Below are 12493 nucleotides of genomic sequence, written 5' to 3' on the forward strand. Positions count from 1 at the left end.
ATTTCACTTGAAGAAGTCCATGGGGATATTTCAATGACAAAAGCCGTTATCCTTCGATAACGGCTTGTCACGATATGCAACCTTTTAATGGGGCAGGGCCTGTTCCAGTCCAAAGCTCACCCGCATGGCGGCCATCCGGGCATCTGCCAGCGCAGTCCGGTAGCCCTGTTCATACTGCTGCTTGGCGTAAGCGTCAACCAAGTGAATAATCTCCTCCAGCCGCCCTTGCGTCCACGGACTCATGGCATAGGCCTCCCCCAGCTTGCCACGAACCAACGCTTGTAAATCCATTTCCATTTCCAAACATCCTCCTATTTTTAGACCATCACCAAAAGCACTTAATACTCAATGCTTTCCTCATGTTCCCGTATTGTCCGTTCTATCATTTCATGGAACCCTGACAGGGCGGCAAAGGGTGCGAACTGTGCCGCCCTCTTTATCATGGGCATGCGCCGATGGTTTTTCGGTTCCGGACAGGGCATATTTACAATATCGGCATAATCTTCTTTTTCTCTGGTAACAAACATACTTTACGCCCTCTGTGTAATTCATCTACTCATAGTGTAATATAAAAAGAAGCGATTGACAAGTCAAATTTTGACCGGTCAACCGCTTTGCTTATTGACTTGTCATTTTTCCAGCCGCCTTAGTTCCTGTATGAGTTCCCCCAGCTTGTCGGTGAATTTATCCATGGACTTCTGAAAACTCGTGAGCAGGTAAAATGTCACCACAATGGGGAAGCCCACGGCAGATACGGCGGTGAGTATGGTCTGTTCCATCTTTTCGCCACATTATGGCAAGAGCTGTTCATCCACAATTCGCAGATACATGTACCTGCCCCCTTATCTCACAGCACATTATTCCCTATTCTGCAGAAAATAGTGTACCACAAAAATCTTTTGACCATTATCCCCCTAGATGACAGAACAGCATTCATACACAGCAAAGAACCGGACGTACTGCTCATGCGTCCGGTTCTTTGTATTCAACGATTCTCAATAGTGCATTCCCATAAGCTCCGCGTCACTGGTAATGGCATCGGTGAGCCGCTGCTGGAAATCCTGCATGGTAATCAGCCCGTCGGGGTTGGGGTAGATATTCTGCAAATGCAGGGGCACAGCCTGCGGCGGGTTATCGGCATCGATAGGCGTTTTGCCGCAGAGCTGGCTGGTCGAAGGATAGACCAGTTTCAGAGCCACATAGCTTTCGCCGTCCGCGTCCTGCCATTCTTCCACCACGAGCTTCGAGCCAATGGGCGCTTCCTGCTCGATGGTTTCCGGCAGCTCGGTATCCTTGACCTCCATGGCCCCCATCACCGATGCAATGTTGGTATCATGGCCGCACAGGAAGGTAAACTTGCGCTTTTGCAGGTTCAGTTCCTCCTGAAAGATGGACAGCATCGGCCGCGCCAGTGCGCGGGAAAGGGTGGGCAGATGACGATAGGCATGAATGCCCAAGTCTTTCACCGACGCAATATCCCGCCACTCGTTAAATGTCAGTTCATGGCCAAAGCTTGCCCGCTTGTCGCCCAATTCATAATACTGCAGGACCAGGGCATCACAGGTCATCATCAGCGGACGGATGGAACCGCCCAAATGAACGCCGTCCTTGACGCTCACCTTAAACTCGCCCTTGCTGACTTCCGGATTGTCAAAAACGCCAGCCGCCGTCTTTACACCAGCTGCTACACGCTGCGTCAGGGCCGCATTGCCGCCCAAGGCCGTAAGTTCAGCGGTCAGCTTTTCATCATAAGTGGGCTTATGTCCCGCCTGCCCCGGCAAAAATACGGGGTCCGCTTCATTCACATCGCCGTTGTACTGAACGGGCACATCCACATCCGGGAACATCCCTGTTTCAAAACTTCTGGCCGTGGCAATGGTGCGCTGGAAGGCATTGGCATAGAGCAGGATATCCCGCGCCTCTGGCTGATAATCCGCGGGGAACAGTTCTTCCTTCTGGAAGTAAAGCCGGCAATAGGCCCCCATTTTTTCCTCAATCTGCGCGCCATGCGCGGTGAGCTCGCCGCCCTTTACACCAAAATCATGCCAAGTGTGTGTGGTAATCTCGCCCAATTTCTCCTTGCTTACCAGCGGCGCCCGGATATTGTGCCGCGACAGGACGATAACCTGCGCCAGATGATACTTGCTGTGAAATGCGTCCTGCGGCACCGCCTCCACCTGCTGACAGAGACACAGTACCATCAACAAAGCAGCCCAAATCTTTTTCAACAACATCCTCAATCCCTCCCCACATAGTCAAAAAAGCCCCATAAAGGGGCTTAATCATCCGTAACCATTAATAGCTGGGATGTGCTTTCACATAGTCCACCGGACGGCTCCAGTCAACGTGTACTTTGGTTTCATTCCAGAGGCGGGTCAGCGCCAGTTTGAAGCTTTCCACATCGGCCAGCGGGTCGATTTCTTCCGGCGTGAAGTCCATGAGCGTCTCATGCGGCACGTTAATGCTGTGCTTTTCCCCCAGGTATTTTTCCGTCAGGCTCTTGGCCTCGTCGTTGTTGATATTGACGGTTGCGCTCTTGCTCTCGCCATCGTAGTCAATCCAGCCCAAGTCCTTGCCAAAGCTGATAGCTACGCTAAATTTATTTTCCATGGTAGTATCTCCTTTAATCCTACGTTTTCTACATCTGATTATATATGATTCGGCCTTATTTTACAAATTTTTTGGGAAAATGGCCAAATTAAGTAAATATTTTCAAAAGTTTGTATTTGTCAAGTCTTGCACATGCATTTTTTTTGTGCTACTATACTAACAAAGAAGGATAAGCCTGGGGTGTGCGCGGGCTTTTGGAATGTCCAACCTACATTTATTACAGGGAGCCTGACTTGATTCTGGTGGAAGTTCGCCGAGGCGTCATGCGGAAGCCAGACTTAGGGCACCCACCTGCTAGTCGCAGGTTTTGGGCATTTAAGGCAGCGGCAGTTTGGACCCCTTCTTTGAAAAGGGAGTGCTAACCTAGGGTAGCATTCCCTTTTCACGTATCTGCAGGTATCAGTGCAGATACGGGCGCAAATTGATGGCGACTTCGTTGATATGGGTAATCTTGGGGTCCGGGTTCTGCGGCATAGCCGGAGCCGGTGCGTCCACCACTTCAATGTTGTCGAGCATCTGCCGCATCTGGCCGCGGATGCCTTCCAAATAGATTTCCCGCAGGTTCGCCTGCTCTTTTTTTTCTTCCTCGGTAAGTCCCGTGGAGCGCTGCTTCCGGGACAGTTCATTAATCCGGGCAATGAGTTCCTTAGTTATCATAAAAGTCTCTCTTTCTTCAACAGCTTTCATTACACAACGCAATATTATACCTTTCGCCCCCGCCCTTGTCAAAATATTTCCCGCCCCATTGCCAAAGGTTACAGCGGTTTAGTATAATGGGCTATGGTTGTACAACCAAATACAACTTCACAGGAGGTTCGGACGTTTTGGAACCTGGCATTAGCTTTTCCGCTTTGGAGGAACAGATTCTCCTCCTGAAAGAAGCCACGGATGCGGTACTCCTGGACACGATAGGTCTGGGACAGAAGATGCAGGAAGCGTTTGAACGGCATGCCGACAGTACGATGAGCGCGCAAGTGTTGTGGAAAGCACTGCAGCCTCAGGACTGATGGCGCAAAAAGGCCCTCTCCCTTGCGGAGAAGGCCTTTTCTCGTATTATTTTTGAACCGTTATTCCGTAACAGCCTTGGGACGGCGTTTGAGCTGTCCGGCGATAATCAGGCCGAAGAGCACGATGCCGACGCCGTCGGTAGCCAGGCCCGGCTGAATCATCAAGAGACCTGCCACGACGAGTACCAGTCGTTCCCATACCTTGCAGTCCGCTGCCAGATAGCCGATAAGCGCGGAGCTTATAGCCACCATGCCGCAGAGGGCCGTCACCGTGGACAGGACAAGTTCTGCTGCCGTGCCGCTCATCATCAGGAGCACCGGAGACATGACGAAGATATAGGGAATGATGAAAGCCGCAATGGCCAATTTCGAGGCATTGACGCCGGTTCTGAGGGCGTTGCCGCCGCTGATACCCGAACCGGCATAGGCAGCCAGTGCCACCGGCGGGGTAACGTCAGCGATGATGCCGAAGTAGAACACGAACATATGGGCCGCCAGCACGGGAACGCCCATCTGTACCAAAGCGGGCGCCGCAATGGTCGAGGTGATGACGTAGTTTGCCGTGGTGGGCACGCCCATGCCCAGGATAATCGCCGTAATCATGGTGAAGAACATGGTGGGCAGCAGCATACCGCCGGAGAGGGTCAGCAGGCCCGAAGCCAGTTTCAGCCCCACACCGGTTTTCGTCACCACGCCGATGATGATACCGGCAGCGGCGCAGGCCACCAATACGCCTAAGACGTTGCGGGCACCTTTTTCCAACCCCTGCACAACCTCAATGGGTTTCATGCGGGTGGATTTGCGCAGGCAGGAACAGAGAATTGCGAGGACAATAGCCACCAGAGCCGCCCGCATGGGCGTATAGCCCGATACCAGCAGGTACACGATAATAATCAGCGGCAGAGCCAGATGGCCCCGCTCTTTGAGCAAGGTGAAGAACTGCGGCAGCTGTTCGCGGGGAATGCCCTTGAGCTTGCTGCGTTTCGCTTCAAAATGTACGCCCAGCCATACGCCGGAGAAGTACAGGAGCGCCGGCACCACGGCGGCCTTTACAATATCAATGTAGGGAACCCCTACGAACTCGGCCATCAGGAAGGCCGCGGCCCCCATAACAGGAGGCATGAGCTGACCGCCCGTGGAAGCTGCCGCTTCAACGGCCCCGGCAAAGTTCTTGTGATAGCCCAGTTTTTTCATCATAGGGATGGTCAGCGAGCCTGTGCCCACCACGTTGGCCACGGAACTGCCGGACACGGTACCCATAAGGCCCGAGGACAGAACCGCCACTTTAGCCGGGCCGCCGCTGGCCCAACCCGCAATGGAATTGGCCAAATCGATGAAGAACTTGCCCAGACCCGTGGACTCCAGATAAGCACCGAACAGGATAAAGAGGAAGATAAAGGTCGAAGACACGCCCAGAGGAATACCGAAAACACCCTCGGTGGTGTAGTAAAGATGTCCGACCAACTGGCTCACCGTCAGGCCGCGATGGGCCAGCACGCCGGGCATATAAGGGCCGGCAAAGGCATAGGCCAGGAAGGCCAGTACCACGCAGACCATGGGAATCCCCACCACACGGCGCGCAGCTTCAATCACGAGCAGAATACCTAAGACGCCGACCACCAAATCCACATCGGACACCAGCCCTGCCCGCAGTACCAGATGCTGATACTCATAGATAATGTAGGCAGGTGCCGCCGCGCCTAAAACCGCCAGCACCAAATCAAAGGGATGCAGCTTGTGCCGCGACCAGCTTTTCCGCGTGGGATAGAGCAGGAACACCAGCGCCAGACCAAAGCCCAGATGAACACCGCGCTGCAGCTGGGCATCGAGCACCCCGAAGGTTGCGGTATAAAGCTGAAAGATGGAAAAGCAGATGGCGATAAAGGCCACAATCTTTTTCATCACGCCGGTATATTCCATGGTGTCTGACTCTTTGTCATACTCCTTCAGAACCGCATTTGCGGTTTTGGCATCATGTTCATTCATTCATAACCAATCCTTTCCATAAGGGCATTAACTCTACCGTCACCAACGTGCCGGGCTGATACTTTTCATAGAGAGGGAACTTCTTCCCCGCAAGGCTTAACGTAAGCTCCGTACCAACGCCCACGCGCAGAGCCAGCTTTGGATACCGCCGCTCCTGCCCCCGCAGCCAGAAATAATCACCCTCCTGATGGAACTCCCCTTCCGCTGCATCAAAGGGCAGCCCCACGCCGAAGGACTGATACTTGGTAGCCGTCAGCAAAAATCCCTGCCGCGCTTCATCCACCGCCAAATATTCCTCCACCGGCGTTTTCTGCACAGAATGGATGAAACGTATGGACAGCGGAAAACCTGCTGCCACCTCTCCGATATAAAGGCGCTCGCCTCCTGCCCGCACGACAATGCAGGGCAGGGTGAGTATCTGCCAAAGAGCCAAAAACAGCCCTAAACCGCATAGTAAAAATTCTTTCTGCAAAATATCACCTTTTCGCAAAAAGGGCTGTTACACCCCGTGCAACAGCCCCGCAAAACTTCAGAATTACTCCTTAAAGAACTTCTCTGCACCAGCATTAACCGGCAGCGGCATACCTTCGAGAGCCTTCTCCTTCAGGATGGCTTTAGCGGCCGCATGAGCTGCATGGATACGGTCAAGGTTCTTGAACAGCGCCTTGGTGAGTTCATAGCCCAGCTTGTCGTCCACCTTATCGTTGGCTACCAGCATAGCCATTACGGAGACAGCCGGAACTTCTTCATCAAAGCCTGCATAGGTACCAGCCGGAATAACCGTCTTGGTATAGAAAGGATATTTCGCAATCAGGGCATCTGCCTTGGATGCTTCAACCGGCAGCAGGCGAACCTTGTGCTGGGAAGCGATATCCTGTACAGCGGAGGTCGGATAACCAGCCGTCAGGAACGCGGCATCAATGTTGCCGTCCTTCAGGGCGCTGGCTGCTTCCGCAAAGGAAAGATACTGAACCTGAATGTCGTTATACGTTACACCATAGGCTTCCATAATCTGGCGGGCATTGGCTTCTACGCCGGAACCGGCAGCACCTACGGCCACCTTCTTGCCCTTGAGGTCAGCGATGGACTTGATGCCGGAGCTCTCCAGCGTCACAGCCTGGCAGGTTTCCGGATACAGGGTAGCGATACCCTTGAGGCCTTCGACCTTCTTATCCTTGAACATTTCCGTACCATTCACCGCATAATAGGTAATATCATTCTGAACGATAGCCAAATCCACAGAACCATCTTTCAGCATATTGATATTTGCCACCGAAGCCCCCGTGCTCTGTGCACTGGCGTTCATGCCCGGGATGTCCTTGTTGAGAACTTCAGCCATGGCACCGCCAATGGGGTAATATGTACCTGCCGTACCGCCGGTACCGATATTTAAGAACTTCTTCTCTGCGGCATTGTCACCACCACAGCCGGTGAGCACCGCTGCCATAGCCACAACCGCCAGCCCTGCCAACAGGGCTTTTTTCAAGCCTGTAAACTTCATAACTTACCCCTCCTATTGTGTCATTTGACCTATAATTTAAAACAATAACTGCATATCTCGTATATCATTATAGCATAGAGGGTATACACTGACAAGTGTTATAACCAGAAAAATAGACATTTTGTAATGTATGTATGTATACATTGCACAATTAAACAACAAAAGCGGCATTTCCGAGTTGGAAATGCCGCTTTTAGATAAGACGCTTCTATATTGTATGTAATTTTACTGTTCCGTCGTCAAAACTTCGCTGTCCCGCGCATCCCGAAAAGAGGAATACACCCAGCCAACAGCAGCTGCCACCACAGCCGGTACGAACCAGCCCATGCCGATATCATAGAACGGCACATACGCCGTCAAAAATTCCGTCAATGCCGGGAACTTGATGCCAGCGGCAGCGAGGCCGTCCAGCACAGCAAAGACCAGCGTCACATTGATGGCCAGACGGTAAACGCTGTAGCGCCAGCCGATAAATCCATCAAACAAAGACAGAACCACGAACACGATAACCAACGGATAGATGGCTACGAGGAACGGCACGGACAGCGCGATAATCTGCGTCAGGCCGATATTGGAAGCCACAAAGCTGAACAGCGTACCTGCCTGTACGAGGCGGGCATAGGAAACACGGTTGTTGCTGAGCTTGTTGAAATACCAGGCCATGCCGGAAATCATACCGCAGGAAGTGGTCAGGCAGGCCAGCGCAATGATGAAAGCTACTAATAAATTACCGGCCGGGCCAAAGAAGATGCCCACAGCACCAGCCAACAGCTGGCCGCCGTTTTCTACATGACCGAGTACGCCAGCGCTCGTTGCCCCGATATAAGCCAGGGAACCATACACGAGCGTCATCAACGCTACCGTGATGAAACCGGAAATGATGCAGATTTTGCTCACGGATTTATTATCCGTCGTACCGCGCATGCGGATGGCATTTACCACAATGGTACCGATGGACAGGGAGGCCAGAAGGTCCATCGTCTGATAACCGTCCTGGAAGCCCTGGGAGAACGGTGCCGTGATATAAGCGCCCGTTGCGTCGAGCACTTCACCCAGCGGCGTCACAAAGGATTTCACAAAGAGAATGACCAAAAACGCCAGCAGCGCCGGAGTCAGCATTTTGCCCACACGGTCAATGAGCTTGTTCGGCGTCATGGCCAGATAATACGTTGCCCCAAAGAAGAACAGGGTATAGATGAACTGTCCCAGCGTCAGGTTTTCCGCAGCCAGGAACGGACGGATACCGATTTCAAAGGACACCGCGCCGGTACGAGGTACGGCGAACACGGGGCCGATGGTCAGATACAGGATAACCAATAATGCCGTTGCGAGCCACGGATAGGTCTTGCGGTTCATAAACTCCACATACTTACCGCCCTGCATGGCGATAGCCGTAATGCCCAAAAGCGGTAGTCCCACGCCCGTCACCAAAAAGCCCATCATGGCAATAATGCTGTTTGAGCCGGCAGCCTGCCCCAAGGCAGGCGGAAAAATCAGATTGCCAGCCCCAAAAAAGATAGAAAACATCATCAGGCCGACGGTCAGGATTTCGCCTTTGCTCATTCGCTTCATACTTACTCACACTCTTTTCTTACAAAATACACCTTTTGTCCACTCACAATGTACGCGAGTGAACATACAAAAAGCCCATGTCCCACTTTCCCGGACATGAACTCTAGGGTTCACCTTCGTTTTAGGATAGGTGTATTATAGCACAAAGACAAAAGACATGGCAAGAGGCATTTTGTATTTTCTGTGTAAACTCGTAAACTTTTATTTACTAGAAATATCTGTTATACTAAAGACAAAAATGTCCACGAAAATACATACTTATAAGGAGGAAAACCGTCATGTCCGAGGAAACTGCAGAAAAAAAAGAACTTGACCCGCTGATTACCCAGCCCCACGGGGTGGAACAGCAGGCCAAGATGGAAATTGTCAACATGATTCACAGCGGGGAATCCCCCTTTGACATCATCTACCATATGGCCAAGCGCCTCGAAAAATCCTCTGGCGAACCCGGCTACGCCCAATACGTCGAAGACCAGATTCGCGCCGTCTACGGCTTCGCCCTGCAGCACGTCAAGCCCATGCGCGACGAACTGCGCGACGTCGAAGAACGCCTCGAACGCATCAAAAAATCCTACGAGAACCCCGAATTCACCGAAGAAGAACACATCCGCATCGGCTTTGCCATCGAGCGCCACAAGAAGAACATCGAGCGCCTCAAAATCATGATTCAAAAAGCCGAAGCCGACGGCGAGGACGCCACCATTCAGAAAAACTAAATCCACACAAAAGCTCCCCATGACTATAAAGCCATGAGGAGCCTTTCTTTGCCGCTTCATGTTAATCAGAGCCTCTATCAATGGTCACTCTTATCGTCTTATTTTTTCTTCTGCCCGTAATAAGCATTGGGGCCGTGCTTACGCAAGAAGTGCTTGTCGAGCAGCACCTGCGGCATGGGGTCGCGGTCCTGCGTGAGCATCTGGGTATGGAAGGCCATCATGGCAACTTCTTCGAGCACGACAGCATTATGCACGGCATTGAAGCAGTCCGTACCCCAGGTGAAGGGGCCATGATTCTTCACGAGCACTGCCGGCACGTAGTCCGGATTGATGCCATATTTCTTGAAGCGTTCCACAGCTACCACGCCAGTGTTGTACTCGTAAGCGCCCTTGATTTCTTCCTCGGTCATATCGCGTGTGCAGGGAATTTCACCATAGAAATAATCTCCCTGCGTCGTGCCATAAGCACGCACACCCTGTCCAGCCTGCGCAAAAATCGTCGCCCAGCGGGAATGGGTATGCACCACTCCGCCAATGTTGGGGAATTCCTTGTAGAAAATCCGATGCGTTTCTGTATCGGAAGAAGGATTGAGGTCGCCTTCCACCTTGTTGCCGTCCAAATCCACTACGACCATATCCGACGGCTTCATCACATCATACTCTACCCCGGACGGCTTGATGACAAACAAGCCCTTCTCCCGGTCAATCCCGGAAACATTGCCCCAGGTAAAGGTAATCAGATTATGCTTCGGCAAAAGCATATTGGCTTCATAGACTTTCTCTTTCAGTTCTTCTAACATACGTTCCCCTCCAACAATGTGCAGTGCACACTTATTACCGATTGTTATTCATTGGAATTGCTTATACACATATCATACACCACTGGGATTGGCATTTCAATAGTTTTGAAAAATTTTGTGCTCGTACACAAACAGTCATCAACAAGCGATTTACTTCGTCAGCTCATACATCGCAATCTCATTAATCTCGCGATTCGCCCCAATCAGGATTTCCTTCCCATCATGGGTATAATGCAGTACATTGGCGGCACCGCAGCCTTCGTCGAGTTTATCGGCCACATATTTGCCATCTTTGTAAGTGAATGCCAACAGATAGCGTTCGCCTTTGCGATGGCCGATGATAAAGGTATTTTCCCCGTTGACCTGCCCGCCGAAGATGGCATGGAGGAATTCCAGTTTTTCGGGATAGGTATAGGCCACTTCAAACTTGCCGTCTTTCTGCTCGTAGATGTTGATGGTATCGCCGTGGAACGGAGCCAGAGCACAGAGTTCTTCCACGCCATCGCCGTTGAGGTCCATAAGCAGGGCGTCGCTGGCTGCATCGCTCGTGAGTTCTTTTACTTCCCATTCACCGCCAGCAGTTTTCGGCGGGAAGAACTGGAACACGCCGTTATCGCAGGAAACCACAGCCGAGGTGGAGCCGTCTTTTTCCTCATGCAGATAATAGCCGTGATTCTTGAGCATATTGTCCTTGAGCACCGTCAGTTCCAGCTGATTATCGTCGTTGTAACCGGAGAGGTCGTCCGGCAGTTCAGCCACGAACACCTTTCCGGGGAAACGCCAGTCATCTTTGTATTCATGGTCAGATTTCAGCGCGCAGGCAATGATGTAGTTCTTGCCGCCCGCCTGCAAAATGCCAAAACGGTGAACAAACGGCAGGTCAACGAGGGTACGCACTTCCCAATCGTTCTTGCCGCGCGGTGTAACCACGACAATAGATGCTTCCTTGGAGTCATTCGGCGAATAGAATTTGCGGGTTGCCAGGAACTGTCCGTCCGTGCCCGGCACCTGCACCATCGTCATAACCCCGCCGGGGCCTTCCCAAACCGTTTCTTCAATCTCGCCATCAAGGCTGATGAGATAGCAGTTGTTGACCTTTTCTGCGGCGCAGAGGAAATGGTCCCTGCCCTGATAATGGAGCATGGCCAGAGAATAACACTTTTCGAGTTCACCGATAACTTTTTTCGTTGCTTTCATTATATAACACCTCTATTAATTCATCTTGTCCAATCGGCTGCGCATAAATTCGCTGGCCTTCTTGAGCTCGGCCTTGTAGTCCTGCCCGTCTAAGTACCAGAATTCCGCCACATAGCGGCGCACGCCCAATTCCCAGCTGGTCTTAATGACCTGTTCAAAATCCACATGCCCCGTACCAAAGGGAATCTCGCGATATTTGCCCGGTACGGTTTCCTTCAAATGCACCGCCACGATATGCCCCTTGCCGCGTTTGAGGTCTTCGGTCACATCGTCATCATAGAGCAGCGCCGCATTGGTGATATTGCCCGAATCCGGATAAACACCCAGATACGGCGAATCCACGAGCTTAACGTATTCCATGGCCTTTTGCACATTGTCCATAAACGGCGTTTCCATGGTCTCAAAGCCCATCTGAATTCCCTCTTTGCCTGCCATTTCAGCAGCAATTTTGAGGTTCTTCACGAAATCCGCCCGCGTCTTTTCCGAGCTTTCTTCATAGTACACATCATAACCTGCCAGCTGAATCGTGCGAATGCCCAAATCCGCCGCCAGTTTCACGGCCTTTTCCATGATGGCCAGGCTCTTTTTCTGCTTCTCCATATCCGGACAGCCCAAAGGATACTTGCGATGACCCGACAGGCAGATGGAGCGGAACGGCACGCCCACAGCCCGCATAGCTGCGCGAATGCTGTCTCTTTCCCCTTCACTCATATCAAGACGAGCCAATTTCGCATCCGTCTCATCAATGCTCATTTCCACATAATCAAAGCCCGCCTCTTTCGCCGCCTGCAGCTTTTCCACCCAGTTCAGCGTCCCTGGCATGGCTTTTTCATATAAACCTAACTGATATTTACACATAAAAATCGTCCTTTTCCCCATGTTTTCTGACATAAATCCACAATTTACGTTTTCGACATATCATGCATTGCAGTTTGTGTTAGTTCGTGCTGAAATATTTTTGTTACAGCTCAGTTTAGGCGGCGGTGGTAATACTTTTCGCCGTTGCACTAAATGACCCACAAGTAAATGTATGGATTTTTTAGTTACCTGCGCCGGGCAAGACCGGCGGCGCGTATGTTCAGCGCAGTATTTAGTCTCTGCCGT

General features: G+C 51.7%; 15 protein-coding genes and 1 other RNA gene. 3 read left to right on the plus strand and 13 right to left on the minus strand.

Annotated features, from left to right (window positions below):
- Positions 1-84 precede the first annotated feature (84 nt).
- The 5 genes from T320_RS11360 to T320_RS11375 form a co-directional block, all read right to left on the minus strand.
- A complete protein-coding gene (locus tag T320_RS11360) occupies positions 85-297 on the minus strand; it encodes a hypothetical protein (RefSeq protein WP_037355872.1) in 213 nt (70 codons plus the stop codon).
- A gap of 41 nt (positions 298-338) precedes the next feature.
- Entirely contained in the window at positions 339-527 is a 189-nt protein-coding gene (locus T320_RS11365) for a hypothetical protein (protein WP_037355876.1), read from the minus strand.
- Between the two features lie 102 nt (positions 528-629).
- Positions 630-779, minus strand: a complete 150-nt coding sequence (locus T320_RS14720) for a YvrJ family protein (RefSeq protein ID WP_072024012.1) — start codon at positions 777-779, stop codon at positions 630-632.
- Between the two features lie 216 nt (positions 780-995).
- Positions 996-2234, minus strand: a complete 1239-nt coding sequence (locus T320_RS14085) for a histidine-type phosphatase (RefSeq protein WP_051608743.1) — start codon at positions 2232-2234, stop codon at positions 996-998.
- A gap of 61 nt (positions 2235-2295) precedes the next feature.
- Positions 2296-2610 (minus strand): hypothetical protein, encoded by a 315-nt coding sequence (locus T320_RS11375; RefSeq protein WP_037355878.1) that lies wholly within the window; start codon positions 2608-2610, stop codon positions 2296-2298.
- Between the two features lie 169 nt (positions 2611-2779).
- On the opposite strand from T320_RS11375, the gene ssrS reads away from it, so the two are divergent.
- A non-coding RNA gene (ssrS, locus tag T320_RS14290) (6S RNA) lies at positions 2780-2952 on the plus strand.
- Between the two features lie 57 nt (positions 2953-3009).
- Here the strand turns inward: ssrS and T320_RS11380 are convergent.
- Positions 3010-3267 (minus strand): DUF896 domain-containing protein, encoded by a 258-nt coding sequence (locus tag T320_RS11380; RefSeq protein WP_026759386.1) that lies wholly within the window; start codon positions 3265-3267, stop codon positions 3010-3012.
- Positions 3268-3434: 167 nt separating this feature from the next.
- On the opposite strand from T320_RS11380, the gene T320_RS11385 reads away from it, so the two are divergent.
- Entirely contained in the window at positions 3435-3617 is a 183-nt protein-coding gene (locus T320_RS11385; RefSeq protein WP_037355883.1) for a hypothetical protein, read from the plus strand.
- A gap of 60 nt (positions 3618-3677) precedes the next feature.
- Here T320_RS11385 and T320_RS11390 read toward each other — a convergent pair whose 3' ends face one another.
- The 4 genes from T320_RS11390 to brnQ all read right to left on the minus strand — a co-directional run bounded on the left by T320_RS11390 (position 3678) and on the right by brnQ (position 8676).
- Positions 3678-5603 carry a TRAP transporter permease gene (locus tag T320_RS11390; protein WP_026759388.1) on the minus strand — a complete coding sequence of 642 codons (1926 nt, stop codon included), beginning with the start codon at positions 5601-5603 and terminating at the stop codon, positions 3678-3680.
- Complete coding sequence (locus T320_RS11395) at positions 5596-6075, minus strand: DUF1850 domain-containing protein (protein ID WP_037355886.1); 480 nt, start codon at positions 6073-6075, stop codon at positions 5596-5598. Before T320_RS11395 ends, T320_RS11390 begins: the two co-directional genes overlap by 8 nt.
- A 63-nt stretch (positions 6076-6138) precedes the next feature.
- Complete coding sequence (locus T320_RS11400; protein ID WP_026759390.1) at positions 6139-7104, minus strand: TAXI family TRAP transporter solute-binding subunit; 966 nt, start codon at positions 7102-7104, stop codon at positions 6139-6141.
- A gap of 225 nt (positions 7105-7329) precedes the next feature.
- A complete protein-coding gene (brnQ, locus tag T320_RS11405; protein WP_037355889.1) occupies positions 7330-8676 on the minus strand; it encodes a branched-chain amino acid transport system II carrier protein in 1347 nt (448 codons plus the stop codon).
- 278 nt (positions 8677-8954) lie between these two features.
- Here brnQ and T320_RS11410 point away from each other — a divergent pair, with 278 nt between their 5' ends.
- Complete coding sequence (locus tag T320_RS11410) at positions 8955-9392, plus strand: hypothetical protein (protein WP_051608744.1); 438 nt, start codon at positions 8955-8957, stop codon at positions 9390-9392.
- Between the two features lie 98 nt (positions 9393-9490).
- On the opposite strand, the gene T320_RS11415 is transcribed toward T320_RS11410, so the two are convergent.
- From T320_RS11415 to T320_RS14730, 3 genes are all read right to left on the minus strand, one after another.
- Positions 9491-10192: an L-ribulose-5-phosphate 4-epimerase gene (locus T320_RS11415; protein WP_028129840.1), complete on the minus strand. Its 702-nt coding sequence runs from the start codon at positions 10190-10192 to the stop codon at positions 9491-9493.
- Between the two features lie 150 nt (positions 10193-10342).
- Entirely contained in the window at positions 10343-11389 is a 1047-nt protein-coding gene (locus T320_RS14725) for a hypothetical protein (protein ID WP_037355892.1), read from the minus strand.
- 15 nt (positions 11390-11404) lie between these two features.
- A complete protein-coding gene (locus tag T320_RS14730) occupies positions 11405-12247 on the minus strand; it encodes an L-ribulose-5-phosphate 3-epimerase (protein ID WP_037355894.1) in 843 nt (280 codons plus the stop codon).
- Positions 12248-12493: the final 246 nt, after the last annotated feature.

The sequence above is a fragment of the Selenomonas sp. FC4001 genome, assembly GCF_000701565.1.
GTDB lineage: Bacteria > Bacillota > Negativicutes > Selenomonadales > Selenomonadaceae > Selenomonas_A > Selenomonas_A ruminantium_B.